This window comes from Streptomyces sp. MJM8645, assembly GCF_001625365.1.
In the GTDB taxonomy this organism is placed as follows: domain Bacteria; phylum Actinomycetota; class Actinomycetes; order Streptomycetales; family Streptomycetaceae; genus Kitasatospora.
Map to the genome: position 1 here is coordinate 4225080 of NZ_LJJF01000001.1, position 17842 is coordinate 4242921.

Below are 17842 nucleotides of genomic sequence, written 5' to 3' on the forward strand. Positions count from 1 at the left end.
GTCTAGTACATATGTGTAAATCGATCGTGCGAGACGAATGTACGAGACGGTCGTGCGAGACATTCGTGCAAGACATTTGTGCAGTCCTTCCGTAGGATCGGGTCATGGGAAACCGCGAAGACCTGATGGCCGGCGCCAAGCGCTGCCTGTACGAGAAGGGGTACGGGCGCACCACCGCCCGTGACGTCGCGACCGCCTCGGGCGTCAGCCTGGCCGCGATCGGCTACCACTTCGGTTCGAAGGACGCGCTGCTCAACGCGGCGATGATCGAGGCGATCGGGGAGATGGGGGCGGCCCTGGGCGCGGTGGTGGACGCCGCCAACCGGGTGTCGGACGACCCGGAGGAGCGCTTCGCCGCGGTCTGGGACGGCCTCAGGACCGTCTTCACCGAGCACCGCGGGCTCTGGGCGGCCCAGTTCGAGGCGCTCGCCCAGGCCGCGCACGCGCCCGAGCTGGCGCACGCGTTCGCGGAGGCGCAGAAGGAGGGCCGGCTCGGTCTCGCCGCGCTGTTCCAGGGGCTGCCCGAAGTGCCGGACACCGAGGAGGAGATCGCCCGCGGCTCCTTCTATCAGACCCTGCTGGCCGGGTACGCCGCCCAGTGGCTGGCCGCCCCCGAACTGGCGCCGAGCGGGCGGGACTTCCTGCGCGGGCTGCGGCTGGTCAGCGCAAGCGTGCTCAGCCCCGCGGTGCCGTCACCGCCCGCTGTCGCCCGCTGACGGCTGCCGCCCGTCGCCCGCTGTCGCCCGTCGCCCGCTGACAGTTGCCGCCCGCTGTCGACGGCGCCGCCCCGCTAGGCGGTGACCACCGTCAGCAGCACCACCGAGTCGACGTGGGCCAGCAGCCCGTGCCGCTCCTGGGGCACCGGCTCCAGCCGTCCGACCGGCAGCTCCTGGTGCCGGCCGGCGATGGTCAGCGAGACCCGGCCGCGCAGCACCTGGACGCTGCCGGCGGTCGGCGGGGTGTGTTCGTCCAGCGAGGTGCCCGCGGTCAGCGCGATCACGGTCTGCCGCAGGACGCCGTCGTGGAGCACCAGGTGGGCGCTGCGCCCGTGTGGGCTCTCGGCCGCCCGGGTGAGGTGTTCCACGGCGAGCTGTTCGAGATCGGGCATCGCGCGTCCTCCTGACCCGGCGGGCCGGGCCGACCCCGGGCGCCCGGACCGGCGCCGTGTGCCCAGGTTCGCGGACGCGCCCGGCTCGCGCACCCGGAGCCGTTCGACGTGCAGCCCCCGGCGAGTGCCCGCATCGTGGAGGCATGGCGATCAACGAGACAGTCTCCGGCGGGTTCCAGGTCAATCGCTCGCTGCTGGCGGGCGGCGCGCTGCTCACCGGTATCGGCGCCGTGCTCGGCGTGGCCGGGGCGGCGATGGTGTGCGCGGCGCTGGCCACGGCGGGCCGCAGCTGGGTGCGCAGCCTGGAGACCGCGCCGGCCGCGTTCGCCCAGCGGGCGCTGCGCGAGGCGAAGGTGGCGTCCAGTGCGGGCTGGGAGGCCTGGCGCGCGGAGCACGGTTCGCCCAACTGAGCGCACCCGTCCGCCTGAGCCGCACCCGTCCGCCTGAGCCGCACCCGTCCGCCTGGGCCGCACCCGCCGGCCCCGGCCGAGTGCGCCCGTCCGGGTGCGGCGGGCCGCCATGGGGGTGCGGCCCGCCGCGGCTGTGGACCCGTCTGCCCCGCCTACCCCGTCTACAGGCCGAGCGACTTGGCGATGATGCTGCGCATGACCTCGCTGGTGCCGCCGTAGATCCGGAACACCCGGTTGTCGGTGTAGAGCCGGGCGATCGGGTACTCCAGGATGTAGCCGTAACCACCGTGCAGCTGAAGGCACTTGTCGATGACGGTGGACGCCGACTCGGTGCAGAACAGCTTCGTGGCGGCCGCGTCGGCGACGGTCAGCTCCCCCTGCTGGTACAGCTCCAGCGCGCGGTCCACCATCGACTGCTGTGCCACCACCTGGGCCTCGCAGTCGGCCAGGGTGAACTTGGTGTTCTGGAACTCGGCCACCGCCTTGCCGAACACCTTGCGGTCCTTGACGTACTGGAGCGCGAACCGCACCGCCGCGGCCGCCGACGCGTACGCGCTGACGGCGATCGCCAGCCGCTCCTGCACCAGGTTGTGGGTCAGGTAGGAGAAGGCCCGGCCCTCCTCGCCGAGCAGGTTCTCCACCGGCACCTTGACGTCGCTGAAGGCCAGTTCGGCGGTGTCCGAGGTGCGCAGGCCGATCTTCTGCAGCTTGCGGCCGACCGTGTAGCCGGGGGACGTGGTGTCCACGCAGAGGATGGCCAGGCCGGCCCGGCGGTTGTCCGGGTCGTACGGGGCGGTGCGGCAGACCACCAGGACGAGGTCGGCCAGCACGCCGCCGGTGATGAAGGTCTTGGCGCCGTTCAGGACGTAGTGGGTGCCGTCCTCGGAGAGCCGCGCGGTGGTGGTGATGCCCGCGAGGTCGGAGCCGGCGCCCGGCTCGGTCATCGCGATGGCGGTCATGATGTCGCCGGAGACGAAGCCGGGCAGCCAGCGCCGCTTCTGCTCCTCGGTGGCGTACTCCAGCAGGTAGGGCAGGACCAGCGCGGTGTGCACGCCCGAGGAGCCGAAGCTCACGCCCGCCCGGGCGGTCTCCTCGGTGATCACCGTCTGGTACTTGAAGCCGCTCTCGCCCGCGCCGCCGTACTCCTCCGGCACCTCGATGCCGTAGACGCCGAGCGCGCCGAGCTGTCGGTAGAAGTCGCGCGGCGGGTGGCCGTCGGCCTCCCAGTTCTCGTAGACCGGGACGACCTCGTTGGCGATGAAGTCCCGGATGGTCTCCCGGAAGGCCTCGTGGTCCTCGTTGAACACGGTGCGGCGCACGGCGGCGCTCCCTTCGGTGGTGACCGGCTGCGGGTGCCGGCGGGGGCTGAACGTGCCAGGTGATGGCCTCACAAGTTAATCCCGGGTAGCTTCGGCTGTCCAGGGTCGACGGCCCCGGAAAAGGCCGGTGGCCACCGGCGGTCGGCGCCCTCAAGTGAATCCTTGCTAGCCTTCGGTCGGCAGTCCGGAGCGCGGGAGGGAGGCTCGCCATGGTGGTCCGACGACCGCCCGGGCGGCGCGCCCAGATCCTCGCCGTGGCGGCCGACCGGTTCCACCGCAGCGGCTACCACCAGGTCTCCATGACCGAGGTCGCCGCCGGGGTCGGCATCACCGCGCCCGCCCTCTACCGGCACTTCCGCGGCAAGCCCGAACTGCTCGACCGCGCCGTCCGGCTGGGGCTGGACGCGCTGGCCTGCGGGCTGCGCGGGGCCCGCACCACCGGCGACCTCGGCGCCGCGCTGGCCGCCGTCGCGGTCGGACACCGCCCGCTCGGCACCCTGGTGCAGCGCGACGCCAGGCTGCTGCCGCCGGCCCGGCGGGCGGCGCTGCGCCGCGAACTGCGCGCCGACGTCGCGCTGATGACCGCCGTGCTGCGCGCCGGCCGGCCGGAACTTGCGTCGCCGGACGCCGAGTTGCTCTGCTGGTCGGCGCTCTCGGCCTGCACCGGGCTCTCCTACCAGTCGGCCGCGCCGCAGCCGCGCCGCGCCGAGGCGGTGCTGCGCGAGCTCGTGGCCGCCGTCCTCGCGGCCTCCCTGCGCGGCGCCGCCGCCCACCCGGATCCCGCTGTCCACCCAGGTCCCGCCCTCATCCCCGTCTCCGCCGCCGACCCCGTCGCCCCCGGGCCGCCGGAGCCCAGGCCGCAGGCGCGCCGCGAGGAGCTGCTCGCGGCGGCCGTCCGGCTCTTCCACCAGCGCGGCTTCGACAACGTCAGCACCGACCAACTCGGCGCCGCCGTCGGCATCTCCGGCCCCAGCGTCTACCGGCACTTCGACAGCAAGGCCCAGTTGCTCGCCGCCTCGCTGGTGCGCAGCCGCGAACGGCTCTGGCAGGAGGTGGACGGCGCGTTCGCGGCCGCCGCCGGGCCGGAGACGGCGCTGGCGGCCGGCCTGGGCGCGTACGTCGGCTTCGCGCTGCGCAACGGCGACTACCTGGGCGCGATGCTGAGCGAGACGGAGCGGCTGGCCCCGCCGGATCGCCGGGTCGCGGTGGACTTCCGGCGCGACTTCCTGCGCACCTGGGTCGGCCTGCTGCGGCAGGTCCGGCCCGAGTACGACGCGGTCGAGGCCCGGATCCGGGTCCACGCCCTGTTCGCGCTGGTCAACGACGGGGTGCGGAACCGCCCGCACAGCGCCCGCCCGGACCTCGGGGACTGCCTGCTGCACCTCGGCCGGGCGGTCCTCGGACTGCCCGGAACGGACGGCGGCCGGGTGCCCGCCCCGCGTTGAGGGGGCGGGCACCCGGCCCGTGGGGTGTGGCTGCGCCCGGGGCGGGGTGGCTCTAGCCGACCGGGAAGAAGGCCCGGGCGTCGAGGTTGCCGTTGCCCTGCAGGGCGCCGATGTTGCCGCCGTTGCCGGTCGCGGCGAGGCCGTTGTTCTGGTTGCTCGCGCCCGAGCCGGTGGCCGTCTGCTGGGTGACGACCACGTTGCCGTGGACGTTGCCGATGACGTTGGCGGAGCCGGTGTTGCTCACGACGCTGCTGTTGGAGTGGTCGAGGGCGCCGGCGCCGTTGTCGGCGTGGGCGCTGGCGGCGCCGAAGCCGACGAGGAGGAACGCCCCGAGGGCGGTGACGGCGGCGGCTGCGCGGATACGGGACACAGTGGTCTCCCTGAGCTGGGGGTGCGAAATGTGGCGCGATCCGGAGTGGCCGCTCCGTGGCGCCGTTGCCTGACGTCGCACGTTCAGCATTCACCAGCAGCGCGGACGAACTCCACCAAACGGGTGGCAATTCCCCCGATGGTGTCATGGTGACGCCGTATCCGGAGATTGCCCGATGGCCGCGACGAAGGCATCTCAACCCATCAAAACTGCTGGTGGATAGGGAAGTTGATGCACAAGCGGCGGAGTTGGACAACCCTGTGCAGTCAACACAGAGTTGACTGAGTTTTCTCAGAGAGAAAGAAATGGTGGCCAGATAGTCGCACTGGCACACTGGGGACCCATGTCTGAAGGTGCCCCGCCCGAGCCCGCTCCCGCCGAGGATCTGCGTACGACCGAGGTCGATCTCGGCGGACTGGTGAACGTCCTCGCCACCCACCTCTACTCCACCCCGCTGGTCGCTCTGCGCGAACTCGTCCAGAACGCCCACGACTCGCACACCCGCCGACTCCTGGAGGACCCGGACGGCGACCACCGCCCGCTGATCCGGGTGCGCGGCGACGCCACCCGGCGGACCGTCTCCATCGAGGACACCGGCGCCGGCCTCACCGAGCCGGAGATCCACTCCTACCTCGCCACCGTCGGCACCGGCTACACCCGGATGCTGCGCGACCTCACCGGCAACCAGGAGCTGATCGGCGCCTTCGGCCTCGGCTTCCTCTCCGCCTTCTCGGTGGCCGACGAGGTCGCCGTCACCACCACCTCGCACCGCGAACCGCACCTCGGCCACCGCTACCGCAGCCGGGGCGGCGAGCAGTACCAGGTCGACCCGGTGGCCGCCCGGCCCCGCCCCGGCACGGTCGTCGAGCTGACCCTCAAGGCCGAACACGCCCACCTCGCCGACGAGGACGCGCTGCGCGACGTGCTCGGCCGGTACTGCGTGCTGCTGCCGATCCCGGTCTACGTCGGCGACGACGAGCAGCCCGTCAACAACGTCGAGGTGCCCTGGCGCCACAGCGTGCCGGGTGACCAGCACACCGCCCGGATGCGCTTCGCCACCGCCTTCGGCCGCCGCTTCGAGCCGCTCACCGCCTTCCCCGTCCACCCGGCCGAGAGCGGCACCGGGGGAGGGGCCGAGGGAGGCACCGACGCGATCGGCCTGCTCTGGGTCCAGGACGGTGGCACCTACGGCAGCAGCGACAACCGCGACCTCGCCGTCTACCTGCGCGGCATGCTGCTCGCCGAGGACGCCCGCGACCTGCTGCCCAGCTGGGCCGGGTTCATCGGCGGCGTGGTCGAGTCCAGCCGGCTCACCCCCACCGCCAGCCGCGAGGACCTCCAGCGCGACGACCACTACCGCGCGCTCCAGCGCGCCCTCACCGACGCCATCGTCGACGGCCTGTACGAGACCGCCCGGCTGCGGCCCGCCGCCTGGCGCCGAATCCTCACCCGGCACGGCCAGGACCTGCTCGGCGCCGCGCTCTGCGACGAGCGGCTGTTCACCCTGCTCGCCGACGACGTCCCCGTCCCCACCTCCCAGGGCGACCTCACGGCCGGCGCGCTGCGGGCCGCGGGCGGGGGCGCGGTGCACGTCGCGCTCGGCAGCGGCGGCGGCTTCGAGGAGATGCTGTACCGGGCGATGCGGGTGCCGATCGCCCGCGGCGACCGCTACGCCGTCCTGCCCTTCCTGCGTCGCTACGCCCAGCTGCGCGGCTGCCGCCTGGTCGAGCTGGGCAGCGAGCACGGCGACCGCGAGCTGTTCCGCGACCCGGAGCGGCCGCTGCCGGCCGGCGAGGCGGCCTGGCTGGCCGGCGCCCTCGCCGACGAGGGCGAGCAACTCGTCCCGGCCCGGTTCGACCCGCCCGGCCTGCCGCTGGTCCTGGTGCCGGACCGCGAGGCCGAGCTGAAGGCCCGGATCGAGGACGACCAGGCCGACGCCCGGATCCCGTCCGCGGCGCTGCGGCTGGCCCGGGCGTTCACCGCCCGCACCGACGGCGAGGTCAGGGCCCGCCTCTACCTCAACCTGTCCTGCCCGGCCGTGCTGGACCTGCTCGCCGCCTACCGTGCCGGGCACACCGGCAGTGCCACGGCGGCCGGGCTGCTCCGCTCGCTCAAGGTGATCATGGCCGCCGCCTCGGCGGGCTCGACCGGCGCGTCCGGCGGCGACCTCACCGCCGCGCTGTCCGGCGTCGGCACCGCGGTCTCGGCGCTGACCGCCGCCGTCCCGGCCGGCCTGCCGGGCGTCCCGGACACCCTCGACGCCCTCCCGGACGAGGCGTGACGGACGAGGCGTGACGGACGGATTGTCAGTGGTCCGCGGTAGACATCACATCAGCACCACGCAGGGGGACACCACATGAGTACCGACATCTGGGCCTGGGTCCACGACGCCCACCGCCAGCTGGCCGAGGCCGGCCACCGGCGGCTGGCCGACGCCATCTACGAGCTGCCCGGCCACGCCAACGAGGGCCGCAACGACCAGGTGGACGCCGTCTACCCGGAGGCGCTGGCCGCCTCCAGGGCGCTCGGCCTGCCCTGGGTCGAGGTCTACCTGCGGCACTGGCGGATGCAGAACCTGCTGAACAAGCGCCACCAGGGCGAGCAGGCCCTGCCCGAGGCGGTCGACCTGCTGGAGTTCGCCCACCGCGAGGAGACGGCGGGCTGCCCGCAGTCCGTCTGCGTGGTGCAGGACTTCGCGATCTGCCACGCCCGGGTCGACGGCCCCGGCTACGTGCCGGAGCGGCTGGCGGTGCTTGGCGAGACGCTGGAGCGGATCGAGCCCGGCCGCGCCTGCTTCGACTGCCTCTCCCGCGAGTACTCCGACGCGCTGGAGGACGACGGCCGCCACACCGAGGCGCTCGCCCACCTGGACACCGCCGCCACCCGGATCCAGGCGGCCGGCGAGCGGCTCTCGCTGCACTTCCACCACGCCCGGGCCGGCACCCTGCACCGGCTCGGCCGGCACCCGGAGGTGCTCGCGCTGCTCGACACCGCCGAGCAGGCCGAGCGCTCCCGCGGCCACGAGATCGACGAGAGCGACCGGCTCTGGGGCGGCCTGCTGCGGGCCCGTGCGCTGGCCTCGCTCGGCCGGACGGAGGAGGCGCTGGCGCTGCTGCCCGACCGGGAGGCCGCCGAGCGCCACGCCGACCTGCGGGACGGCTGGACGCACACGGTCGAGCTGCTGGTCGCGGCCGGCGCCTGGGAGAACGACGCCGAACTGGGCGCCGCCGTGGCCGGCTGGGTCGGCTACCTGGACGGCACCGGCTCGCACCGCCCGTGCGTGGACCTGCTGCTGGCGGCGGGTCGGCTCGCCCTCGCCCGCGGCGCCCGGACGGTGGCGCTGACCCTCGCCGCGACCGGGGAGCGCAAGCTCGCCCAGCTGCGCCGCACCGACGGCGTGGCCGCGGAGGTCGCCGCGCTGCGGGCGGCCGCCGAGGCGCTGCCGGAGCCCGGGCTGCCCGTCCCGCCCGGCGAGCTGACGGCGCACCTGGCCGAGGTCGGAGTGCCCTACGAGACCGGCGCCGACCTGCTCTCCGTCGCCCTGGACCGGTACCGGGGTGAGCAGGCCGGCGCCACCGAACTGGCCGTCAACCTGGCCGCGGTGCTCGGCGGCCTCGGCCACGCCCGGGCCGCCGCCGACCTGCTCTGGCACTGGCTCGACACCGCCCCGGCCGACGAGGTGCTGATCGGCATGCTCGGCTCCGCCCTGATCGACGCGGGGGACGGGGAGGGTGTCCGCCGCCTCGCCGACCGGCTGGCCGACGACAGCCCGGAGGACGGGCACTGGATACGCGCCCGCTGGGCCGCCGCCGAGGGCCGCTGGGCCGAGGTGCTGGAGCAGTGCGAGGCGATCCTCGCCCTGGACGCCGGCCGGATCAACACCCGCCGGCTGGCCGCCGGCGCCGCCACCGAGCTGGGCGACCACGCCACCGCGCAGCGGCTGTACCAGGAGCTCCTGGAGCACGCGCTGCCCGCCGAGGCCGCCCCGGAGGAGGAGCGCCACCGCACCGTCCAGGAGCCCGACCTTTGGCACCTGATCACGGCGGCCACCGCCAACCGGGACTGGGCCGCGGTCCGTTCCGCGGGCGCGCTGCTCGGCATCGAGTTCGACGAGCCCGAGGGGCCGGTGGACGAGGAGTGGCAGCTGGTCACCGTCCGGGCCACCCGCACCAACGGCGCCACCGCCGACCTGCCCGCCGTCCGCACCGGTCCGGCCACCGCCCGGATCCTGCCGGTGCTCGGCGAAGACCTGACGCTCAACCACGGCGACGTGGTGGTCTTCGCCCCGGCGCTGCTGGAGCCGCCGCCGGCCGAGGACGCCCCCGAGGAGGAGCGGCGCGGCTGGCACCCGGTGTTCGAACTGCTCACCCTGCTCGACCCGGCGGGGTACACCACCTACTGGATCGACGGCGGCTGGCCCGGCGACGAGCCGTGGGCGGCGCTGCGCGAGAGCCTCCAGCAGGCCGGCTTCGCGGTCTGGGCGTACAGCGGGGAGCAGTACCGCATCACCGACCCGGCCGACGAGGACGGCACGCTGCCTGGCGTCTACGCCGCCCTCGGGGTGCCGCCGACGGCCTCCGCCGCCGAGGCCGACGCGCTGCTGCACCGGCTCACCGGCGACTGGCCGCACCCGCTCGCCTGGCTCGACCTGGCCAAGGCGGCGGGCGCGGACGCCGCCCGGCACGAGGAGATCGTCGAGCGCTACGGCCTCTGATCCGTTCCCGCTCCAGCCCGGTCCGGCTCTAACCCGCTCCGGGCACGCGCGCCGCGGGGGCGGGGCGCGCGTGCCCGGAGCGGGAACCATCCCGGGATCTGTCGAGTCTTGGTAAATGCTTTACCATTTCATTGCCAAGACTCGACCCCCAGGAGTGTCCGCCCGTGACCAGCCTCGCCCTCGGCCCGTCCTGGCTCGATCCGACCAACCTGATCTCCGCCTTCGGCCTGATCGGCATCCTGGCCATCGTCTTCGCCGAGTCCGGTCTGCTGATCGGCTTCTTCCTGCCGGGGGACTCGCTGCTGTTCACCACCGGCCTGCTGGTGGCCGACGGCACCTACCTGCACCAGCCGCTCTGGCTGGTCTGCGCGCTGATCGTGGCCGCCGCGGTGGCGGGGGACCAAGTCGGCTACCTGTTCGGCCGCAAGGTCGGGCCGAGCCTGTTCCGCCGCGCCGACTCCCGGCTCTTCAAGCAGGAGAACGTGGAGAAGGCCGCCGCCTTCTTCGACCGGCACGGGCCCAAGGCGATCGTGCTGGCCCGCTTCGTGCCGATCGTGCGCACCTTCACCCCGATCGTCGCCGGGGTGAGCAGGATGAACTACCGCACCTTCGTGGTCTTCAACCTCGTCGGCGGCGTGCTGTGGGGCGCCGGCGTCACCGTGCTCGGCTACTTCCTGGGCCAGATCCCGTTCGTCCGGGAGAACATCGAGGCGATCCTGGTCGGCATCGTGCTGGTCTCGGTGGTCCCGGTGGCGGTCGAACTGCTGCGGGCCCGCCGTTCCGGCGCGGCGTCCGCCGACCGCCACCGCGCCGGGTAGGAGTCCGCGGCCCCCGTCGGGGTACGCCGCGTACATGTGCGTCCGGCAGTTCGATCAGGCAAGGTGTAACCCGAGATCGAACGGTGGCCGACGGCCGCCAGGGGTGGCAAGGAGCGGAAGTGCCTAAGCGGGGCCGACCGGGCGCAGGCAAGCGGGCGAGGGGAGGCCGGGCGGTCCGTCAGACCCGGCGGACGCCGCCGGTACGGCCGGTGGACCCCGCCGAGGCGCCGCCCACCGAGGGCCTGCTGGGCCATCCGGCTCCGACCGTCGAGCCCGCCACCGTCGTCCCCTTCGTCCCGCCGATCACGGAGACCAGGGGCCTGCTGTCCCCGGAGCCGGAGCGGGAGCCGCCCGCCGAGTCCGGGGCGACCCCCGGGTCTGGGCCGCACCCTGCGCTCGGGCCGCACCCCGCGCCCGGACAGGCACCCGGCCCGGAGGACGCGCGCCCCGCCCGCCGCCGATCGGTCGCCGAGGACACCCTCACCCCCGAGGAGTGGCGGGCCGCCGGCTACACCCCGCCGATGGGCATCCCGGTCCCGGAGCTGACCGCCGGCGCCCCCGGCGAGGCGCCCTGGCCGGACCGGATGCGCACCCTGCTGCGCATGCCGATGTCCGAGCGCCCCGCCTTCGAGCGGACCGCCCGCGAGCTGCACCCCTCCGCGGGCGCGACCCGCAACGTCCCCCGCATCCTCGACCTGACGCTGCGCATCGGCGAGCTGCTGCTCGCCAGCGGCGAGGCCGCCGAGGACGTCGAGGCGGCGATGCTCGGCATCGCGCACGCCTACCGGCTGGACCGCTGCGAGCCGCAGGTGACCTTCACCCTGATCGGCATCTCGCACCAGCCCTCGCTGGTCGAGCCGCCGATCACCGCCGACCGGGTGGTGCGCCGCCGCACCTCCGACTACACCCGGCTGAACGCGGTCTACGAGCTGGTCGCGGACATCACCGCGGAGAAGGTCACGGTCAACGACGCCTACCGCCGGCTCGCCCTGATCCGCCGCAACCGGCACCCGTACCCGGGCTGGATGCTCGCGCTGACCACCGGTCTGCTGGCCGGCGCGGCCACCTTCCTGGTCGGCGGGCGGATCGACGACAAGGCCTGGCTGGTCTTCGCCAGCGCCTTCGTCGCGGCCGTCCTCGGCGACCGGCTGGCCTCCACGCTGGCCCGGCGCCGGCTGCCGGAGTTCTACCAGTTCGTGGCGGCCGCGATGCCGGCCGCCGCCTCCGGGATCATCCTGTCCTTCAACGACTGGGGCCTGCGCGGCTCGGTGGTGATCACCGGTGGCCTGTTCGCGCTGCTGCCCGGCCGGGCGCTGGTCGCCGCCGTCCAGGACGGCCTGACCGGCTTCTACATCACCGCCGCGGCCCGCCTGCTGGAAGTGATCTACCTGGTCGCGGGCATCGTGATCGGCGTGATGCTGATCCTCTACCTGGGGGTCGGCTTCGAGGCGAAGCTGCGGCCGGACGAGAGCCTGGCGGGCGTCACCTACCCGCCGGTCCAGATGATCGCCGCGATGCTGCTGACCCTGGCCTTCGCCACGCTGCTGCAGACCGACCGCCGCTCGCTCGCGCTGGTCACCCTGAACAGCGGCATCGGCTGGGCCAGCTACGGCGTGCTGGCGTACAACGCGGGCATCTCCCCGATCGTGGCGACGGGGGTGGCGGCCGGCCTGGTCGGCCTGTTCGGCCAGCTGATGGCGCGCTACCGCAACGGCTCCGCGCTGCCGTACGTGACGGCCGCGATCGGCCCGTTGATGCCCGGTTCGGCGCTCTACCTGGGGATGCTGTCCTTCGCCCAGGGCCACGCCAGTGCGGGCCTGGTGTCCGTCTCCCGGGCGGCGGCGATCGCGATGGCACTGGCGATCGGGGTGAACCTGGGCGGTGAGATCGCCCGGATGTTCATGAAGCTGCCGGTCGGCGGCGAGCGCCCGTCGCTGTACCCGGTCGTGCCGCGCCGGGCGGCCAAACGCACCCGCGGGTTCTGACCGCACGTTGGACCGGTGTTGGGCTCCGGGCCATGTCACGGCAGGCCGCACGCAGGACCAGGAACGAAGGTAAGACGCATGACCACACTGCTGGACGGCTACCGCGAGCACATCGTCGCCGCGCACAAGCAGCCGTTGTTCCTGCTGCTGGTCGGCTTCATCACCTCCTTCGTGTTCATCCGGTTCAGCGTCCGGATGATCCGTGCCGAGGTGCGGTGGTGGTTCGGCAACGTCACCCCCGGCGGCCTGCACATCCATCACATGGTGTTCGGCCTGGGCTTCCTGCTGGTCGGCGGCGTCGGGGTGTTCGCCACGTACGGCGGGCACCCGTGGATCGACTGGTTCGGGCTGGTCTTCGGCATCGGCTGCGGCCTGGTGCTGGACGAGTTCGCGCTGATCCTGCACCTGGACGACGTGTACTGGAGCGAGCAGGGCCGCAAGTCGGTGGACGCGGTGATCTTCGGGATCCTGTTCACCGCCCTGCTGCTGGTCGGGTACGTGCCGCTCGGCGTGGTGCCCAGCCAGGAGACCAGGTGGGGCCTGATCACGGTGATCTCGGTGAACGCCCTGGCCTCGGTGATCACCCTGATCAAGGGCAAGATGTGGACCGGCCTGCTCGGCATCATGGTCCCCGGCCTGTCCTGGATCGGGGCGATCCGGCTGGCCCGCCCGAGCAGCCCGTGGGCCCGCTGGCGGTACGCCACGCGCCCGCGCCGCCGGGCGCGTGCGCTCCGGCGCGAGCGCCTGCTGCACCGGCGTGCGGACCGGGCCCGCACCTGGCTTTTCGACCTGATCGCCGGCGCCCCCGACAAGGTGCCCGCGAACCATCCCGCCGCCCATCGGGTGGCCGAGCGGATGTCCGCCCGGGCCACCGCCCACCTCGACGCGCACGCCGCCCGGGCCCTGGCCCGGCGTCAGGCGCGGCTGGCGGACCGCCGCTCGGCGGCCGCCGCCGGGGCCGCCCCGGCGGCGGTGGGCGGGGCGTACGGCGCGGGCGACAGCGGTGGGGGCCCGTCCCTCGGGGCGCAGCAGCGCCGTCGTGCGATCCGGGCGGGGCGCAACCGGACGTACGCGGTTCGTCCGACCGGGGTGGAGCACCGGTCCGGGCGACACCCCCACCTGCGTCCGCACACCCGCCGGATCCACCGGTAGTTCGTATGCCCTGTGCGCCTGGCTGAAGGTGACTAGCGGTCAGATCATCTGATGGTCACCCGCCCGGCGGAGCGCGTTCGAGGTGTGAAAACCGCCGGAGTTGAGAACATGATCGACGAGTGACCGTTCTGTCATGTGATGGGATGATTCGTCGGACCTGCTCCGCCCGGCCGCCCCGCCCGAGCGCCGCGGACCGTCCGCCGCCGTCCCCTCCGGACCCGTGAGAAGGGGATGTCTCGTGGCGCGCAGGCTCCTGCCGACCCTCCTGTTGTCCCTCACCGCCCTGCTCGGGCTGCTCCCCGCAGCCCAGGCCGCCCCGGCGGACCCCGAACCGGCCGCCGGCCCCGCCCGGACGGAGGACCCGTACCCCACCACCGGGGAGATCGACCGGGCCCGCGCCGAGGCCGACCGCACCGCCGCCTCCGTCACCGCCATCGAAGCCGGCCTCGCCGCCGCCCGGACCGAACTCGACCAGGCCGGCCGCAGCGCCGAACAGGCCGTCGAGGCCTACAACGGCGCCCAGCTCGCCCTCGTCCGGGCCCGCGCCGACGAGACCGCCGCCGCCCGGCGCGCCACCGCCGCCGAGGCCGACCGCACCGCGGCCGCCGAGGACGCCGCCCAGCTCGCCGCCGAAACGTACCGCCAGGGCGCGGGCGCCGCCCTCTCCGCCCTCAACGCCCTGCTCGGCGCCCACGGCCCGCGCGAAGCCGGCGACCGCGCCGCCGTGATCGGCGTCGCCAGCGACCGCACCCGGCAGATCCTCGACGCCGCCACCTCCACCGCCGCCGCCGCGACCCGTGCCTCCGCCGCCGCCCGCGCCGCCACCGAGACCGCCGAGAAGGCCGCCACCGAGGTCGGTGCCGCCAAGGCCAGGGCCGAGGCCCGGCTCGCGGCCCAGCAGGAGGCGGTCGTCGCTGCCGACCGCCGCCGCGAACAACTCCTCACCGACCTGGCCGCCGCCCGGCACACCACCGTCGACCTGGAACGCCGGCGCAGCGAGGCCCTGGAGGCGATCGCCGCCCGTGAGGCCGAGGCCGCCGCCCGCGCCGCCGCCGAGAAGGCCGCCGCCGAAGCGGCCGCCGCGGCCGAGGCCGCCGCCAAGGCCACCCCGGCCGCACCCCCCGCCGCCGACCGCCTGTGGTCCGCCGAGGGCGCCGCCGCCGCCATCGCCTTCGCCCGCTCCAAGATCGGCCTGCCCTACATCTGGGGCGGGGAGGGCCCGGCCGGCTACGACTGCTCCGGGCTCACCATGATGGCCTGGCGCGAGGGCGGCAAACAGCTCAACCACTTCGCCGCCGACCAGTACGCCGAGAGCACCCCGGTCAGCTACCGCCAGCTGCGCCCCGGCGACCTCGTGTTCTGGACGGACACCGGCCGCGCCGTCGACATCCACCACGTCGGCCTCTACATCGGCGACGACCAGATGATCGAGGCCCCCCGCGTCGGCATGCCGGTCAAACAGGCCAGCCTCTGGATCATGGGCACCCCCGACTTCTACGCCCGCCCGTAGGTCCTGTCCGGCAAGATCGGCCGGACAGGGCCTAGCGCCCCGGCTCGCGCCGGGGCTGTCGGCGGCAGGCGCTAGCGTGGCCGCGTCGATCACTCGGGAGGAGACGCGATGAGGCTGCGGGACGTCGAGGCGGGGGACGTCGGGGCGTACGTCCGGATGCGGTGCGACGCGGTGATGATGGCCGAGCTGGGCGGGCCGCTGCCGGAGGAGCGGGTGCGGGAGCGGCTGCGCAAGGACGTCGTGGAGGTCGCCGAGGACCGTTCGTGGATCAAGGTGATCGTCCCGGACGGCGCCGGGCCGGAGGTGGTGGCCGGCTCCGTCACGCTCTGGTCGCACGAGGAGGACGGCGCCGCCGTGGCCGAGATCGGCTGGATGGTGCTGCCCGAGTTCCAGGGGCGCGGCCTCGCCAAGGCGGCCGTCCGGGAACTGCTGGACGCGGCCGCCCGGGACGGCCGGTGGGGCCCGGTGCACGCCTTCCCGGCGACGGCCAACGGCCCGTCCAACGGGATCTGCCGGTCGCTCGGCTTCCGGCTGCTCGGCGAGCTCGACGTCGACTTCGCCAACCGCGTCCTGCACTGCAACCACTGGGTGGTGGTGCCGGGGGAGCACCGCGCATCGGGCACGGAATAAATGGGATGCCGCCCGAAAGCGACGCCCGTACGGTGGCCCGATGGGCAACACAACCGATGACGGGGCCGTCGACATCGTGAACGGCCTCCAGACCCGCGCGATCGCCGAGAGCGAGGTGGCCGCGTGGGACCGGGCACTCGCTCTGGGCTTCCTGCGCTCGCACGCGGAGAGCACGGCCGACTTCCGCCGCCTGCAGTGGGAGCCGGGCCGGATGCTGGCCGGCTTCGACGGTGACCGCTGCATCGCCACCTTCCGCAGCTTCGACGTCGAGCTGACCGTCCCGGGCGGGGCCACCGTCCGGGCCGACGCCGTCACCGCCGTGGCGGTCAGCGCCACCCACCGCCGCCGCGGCCTGCTCGGCACGTTGATGCGCCGCGACCTCGCGGCCGCCGCCGAGCGGGGTTCGGCGGTCGCCATCCTGATCGCCGCCGAGTACAACATCTACGGCCGCTACGGCTTCGGCCCGGCCACCCGCGGCCACGGCTGGAACATCGACCTGCACCGCACCCGCGGCCTGCGCGACGGCCTGCCCACCGTGCCCGGCGGGCGGATCGACTTCGTGACCATGGAGCAGGCCCGCGAGCTGGGCCCCGACCTGCACGAGCGCTGGCGGCGCACCCAGCCGGGCGCGATCGCCCGCGACGAGCTGTGGTGGAAGCGGAACACCGGCGAACTCCAGTTGCCGGGCCACGAGTTCAAGGAGCCGTTCGTGGCCGTCCACCGGGACGCCGACGGCACGGTCACCGGCCTGGTGGCCTACCGGGTCGACGACGCCTGGGACGGCAGCTACCCGAACTGCACCCTGACCGTGGCCGACTTCCTCGCCCTCGACCGGGCGACCGCCGCCGAGCTGTGGCGCTTCGTCCTCTCCGTCGACTGGGTGCGCAAGGTCGTCGCGGAGAACATCGGCCCGGACGACCCGCTGCCGCTGCTGCTCCAGGAGCCGCGCGCCGCCACCCCGTACGTGGACAACGCCGACTTCACCTGGCTGCGGGTGCTGGACGTGGCGGCCGCGTTCGACGCCCGGACGTACGGCGCGCCCGGCCGGGTGGTCCTGGAGGTCGAGGACCGGCTCGGCTACGCCTCCGGCCGCTGGGCGATCGAGGTCGCCGCGGACGGCACCGGCCGCTGCGCCCGGACCACGGACGACGCCGACCTCGCCCTGGACGCCTCCGAGCTGGCTTCGCTCTACCTGGGCGGCGAGACGGCGCCCCGGCTGCTCGCGGCCGGCCTGCTCACCGAACTGCGCCCCGGCGCGGCGGTCGCCGCCGACCTGCTGCTGCGCACGCCGCTGCAACCCTGGAACCCGGACGGCTTCTGAGCGGCGCCGTCACGCCGAGGGCCGGACCGCATTACTGCGGTCCGGCCCTCGGCGCGTCCGAGCTGCCCGCGGGCGGGTTACTTGACGGCGGTTTTCCCAATGGTCGGCAGGATGAAGTCCTGAATGAGCCCCTTGGCATCGCGGACAATCGGGCGGAATACCCGATAACGCGAGAGGTTGATCACCCGGGCCGCCATGGGGGTGGACCGGCGGACGAATTCCCGTGTCCGCTCGGTGTCCTCGGTCCGGTCGAAAACCCAGTAGAGCACCACGACCATCAGGTGCAGCCAGAGCACGTCGGGCAGCAGCTCTCCCAGCTCGGCATCCAGCTTGGGCGCCAGCTCCGAGCCCTGCAACACGTCGCGGAACAGTTCCACGGCGGTTGCCCGGGCCGGGTGGGACTCGTTGGAGAACGGGCTCAGCGAGCTGGTCGGGTCGGCAGCGGTGCGGAAGAACTGGGCGGCGAACTCGTGGTACGGCGCGGCCGTGTCGAGCCAGGAGGTCAGCGCGATTTCCAGGCGCTCGGCAAAGTTCCGCGTATTGGCCATGCGATTCCTGGCCTCCGCCGCATGGTCGTACGTCATTCGGTCATAGAATCCCTGGATTAGGAATTCCTTCGCCGAAAAATAATAATAAGCATTGCCGACCGAGACGCCCGCCTCGGTGGCGATCGCGCGCATGGTGGTCTTCTCGTAGCCGCGCTCCTGGAAGAGCCGCATCGCGGTCTCCAGGATCAGCGCCCGGGTCTGCTCGCTCTTGTCGGTCTTCGGCTGCGCCCGACCGCCGGGCATGGGCCCGCTGTCGGTACCGGGCCCGCTGTCGGCACCGGGTGCGGCCGCAGGGTCGGTCGCGGTGTCGGCTGCAGGTTCGGTCGGGGTGTCGGCCGGGGTCGCGGCCGCACCGCTCGTGCCGTCCGTTCGGTTCGTCGCTGCCAGGTCGTCCACGGGCACGAGCCTAACCGGAGACGAAGCTCCAACCCGTGTCGGTGGACGCGGCACCGGGCGTCCCCTCCGTGCTCGGTGCCACATCCACCACCCCCACCATTTCGAACGCGTTCAAA

15 protein-coding genes are annotated in these 17842 nt (G+C 73.9%); 11 read left to right on the forward strand and 4 right to left on the reverse strand.

The genetic code is table 11. The annotated features are described in order from the left end of the window. Nucleotides 1-104: 104 nt before the first annotated feature. Complete coding sequence (locus tag A6F73_RS18095) at nucleotides 105-716, forward strand: TetR/AcrR family transcriptional regulator (RefSeq protein ID WP_063348759.1); 612 nt, start codon at nucleotides 105-107, stop codon at nucleotides 714-716. Between the two features lie 74 nt (nucleotides 717-790). Here the strand turns inward: A6F73_RS18095 and A6F73_RS18100 are convergent, their stop codons facing one another. Beyond that, nucleotides 791-1108, reverse strand: a complete 318-nt coding sequence (locus tag A6F73_RS18100) for a hypothetical protein (protein WP_063348760.1) — start codon at nucleotides 1106-1108, stop codon at nucleotides 791-793. A 143-nt stretch (nucleotides 1109-1251) separates the two neighbouring features. On the opposite strand from A6F73_RS18100, the gene A6F73_RS18105 reads away from it, so the two are divergent. Further along, the gene (locus A6F73_RS18105; protein WP_063348761.1) at nucleotides 1252-1518 is read left to right on the forward strand and encodes a hypothetical protein; all 267 of its coding nucleotides are present in this window, start codon (nucleotides 1252-1254) and stop codon (nucleotides 1516-1518) included. A 161-nt stretch (nucleotides 1519-1679) separates the two neighbouring features. Here A6F73_RS18105 and A6F73_RS18110 read toward each other — a convergent pair whose 3' ends face one another. Continuing rightward, the gene (locus A6F73_RS18110; RefSeq protein WP_063348762.1) at nucleotides 1680-2837 is read right to left on the reverse strand and encodes an acyl-CoA dehydrogenase family protein; all 1158 of its coding nucleotides are present in this window, start codon (nucleotides 2835-2837) and stop codon (nucleotides 1680-1682) included. Nucleotides 2838-3046: 209 nt separating this feature from the next. On the opposite strand from A6F73_RS18110, the gene A6F73_RS18115 reads away from it, so the two are divergent. Beyond that, nucleotides 3047-4282: a TetR/AcrR family transcriptional regulator gene (locus A6F73_RS18115; RefSeq protein WP_063348763.1), complete on the forward strand. Its 1236-nt coding sequence runs from the start codon at nucleotides 3047-3049 to the stop codon at nucleotides 4280-4282. 52 nt (nucleotides 4283-4334) lie between these two features. Here A6F73_RS18115 and A6F73_RS18120 read toward each other — a convergent pair whose 3' ends face one another. Beyond that, nucleotides 4335-4652: a hypothetical protein gene (locus tag A6F73_RS18120; RefSeq protein WP_063348764.1), complete on the reverse strand. Its 318-nt coding sequence runs from the start codon at nucleotides 4650-4652 to the stop codon at nucleotides 4335-4337. A gap of 343 nt (nucleotides 4653-4995) precedes the next feature. Between A6F73_RS18120 and A6F73_RS18125 the strand changes: the two genes are divergently transcribed. From A6F73_RS18125 to A6F73_RS18160, 8 genes are all read left to right on the forward strand, one after another. Next, a complete protein-coding gene (locus A6F73_RS18125; protein WP_063348765.1) occupies nucleotides 4996-6933 on the forward strand; it encodes an ATP-binding protein in 1938 nt (645 codons plus the stop codon). A 75-nt stretch (nucleotides 6934-7008) separates the two neighbouring features. Further along, complete coding sequence (locus A6F73_RS18130) at nucleotides 7009-9366, forward strand: hypothetical protein (protein ID WP_063348766.1); 2358 nt, start codon at nucleotides 7009-7011, stop codon at nucleotides 9364-9366. A gap of 164 nt (nucleotides 9367-9530) precedes the next feature. Continuing rightward, a complete protein-coding gene (locus A6F73_RS18135; RefSeq protein ID WP_063348767.1) occupies nucleotides 9531-10184 on the forward strand; it encodes a VTT domain-containing protein in 654 nt (217 codons plus the stop codon). 209 nt (nucleotides 10185-10393) lie between these two features. Next, complete coding sequence (locus A6F73_RS18140) at nucleotides 10394-12169, forward strand: threonine/serine exporter family protein (protein WP_063348768.1); 1776 nt, start codon at nucleotides 10394-10396, stop codon at nucleotides 12167-12169. A 78-nt stretch (nucleotides 12170-12247) separates the two neighbouring features. Continuing rightward, entirely contained in the window at nucleotides 12248-13321 is a 1074-nt protein-coding gene (locus A6F73_RS18145; protein WP_063348769.1) for a hypothetical protein, read from the forward strand. 238 nt (nucleotides 13322-13559) lie between these two features. Further along, the gene (locus A6F73_RS44050; protein ID WP_063348770.1) at nucleotides 13560-14831 is read left to right on the forward strand and encodes a C40 family peptidase; all 1272 of its coding nucleotides are present in this window, start codon (nucleotides 13560-13562) and stop codon (nucleotides 14829-14831) included. A 108-nt stretch (nucleotides 14832-14939) separates the two neighbouring features. After that, entirely contained in the window at nucleotides 14940-15461 is a 522-nt protein-coding gene (locus A6F73_RS18155) for a GNAT family N-acetyltransferase (protein WP_063348771.1), read from the forward strand. A 40-nt stretch (nucleotides 15462-15501) separates the two neighbouring features. After that, nucleotides 15502-16782, forward strand: a complete 1281-nt coding sequence (locus tag A6F73_RS18160) for a GNAT family N-acetyltransferase (RefSeq protein WP_063348772.1) — start codon at nucleotides 15502-15504, stop codon at nucleotides 16780-16782. A 77-nt stretch (nucleotides 16783-16859) separates the two neighbouring features. Here the strand turns inward: A6F73_RS18160 and A6F73_RS18165 are convergent, their stop codons facing one another. Continuing rightward, nucleotides 16860-17726 carry a TetR family transcriptional regulator gene (locus A6F73_RS18165; protein WP_244293430.1) on the reverse strand — a complete coding sequence of 289 codons (867 nt, stop codon included), beginning with the start codon at nucleotides 17724-17726 and terminating at the stop codon, nucleotides 16860-16862. Nucleotides 17727-17842 lie beyond the last annotated feature (116 nt).

Excerpts from the sequence above, each read along its gene's own strand:
- A6F73_RS18095 (WP_063348759.1), top strand. The coding sequence starts at position 105 with ATGGGAAACCGCGAAGACCTGATGGCCGGCGCCAAGCGCTGCCTGTAC.
- A6F73_RS18105 (WP_063348761.1), top strand. The coding sequence starts at position 1,252 with ATGGCGATCAACGAGACAGTCTCCGGCGGGTTCCAGGTCAATCGCTCG.
- A6F73_RS18160 (WP_063348772.1), top strand. The coding sequence starts at position 15,502 with ATGGGCAACACAACCGATGACGGGGCCGTCGACATCGTGAACGGCCTC.
- A6F73_RS18155 (WP_063348771.1), top strand. The coding sequence starts at position 14,940 with ATGAGGCTGCGGGACGTCGAGGCGGGGGACGTCGGGGCGTACGTCCGG.
- A6F73_RS18125 (WP_063348765.1), top strand. The coding sequence starts at position 4,996 with ATGTCTGAAGGTGCCCCGCCCGAGCCCGCTCCCGCCGAGGATCTGCGT.
- A6F73_RS18130 (WP_063348766.1), top strand. The coding sequence starts at position 7,009 with ATGAGTACCGACATCTGGGCCTGGGTCCACGACGCCCACCGCCAGCTG.
- A6F73_RS18100 (WP_063348760.1), bottom strand. The coding sequence starts at position 1,108 with ATGCCCGATCTCGAACAGCTCGCCGTGGAACACCTCACCCGGGCGGCC.
- A6F73_RS18145 (WP_063348769.1), top strand. The coding sequence starts at position 12,248 with ATGACCACACTGCTGGACGGCTACCGCGAGCACATCGTCGCCGCGCAC.
- A6F73_RS18115 (WP_063348763.1), top strand. The coding sequence starts at position 3,047 with ATGGTGGTCCGACGACCGCCCGGGCGGCGCGCCCAGATCCTCGCCGTG.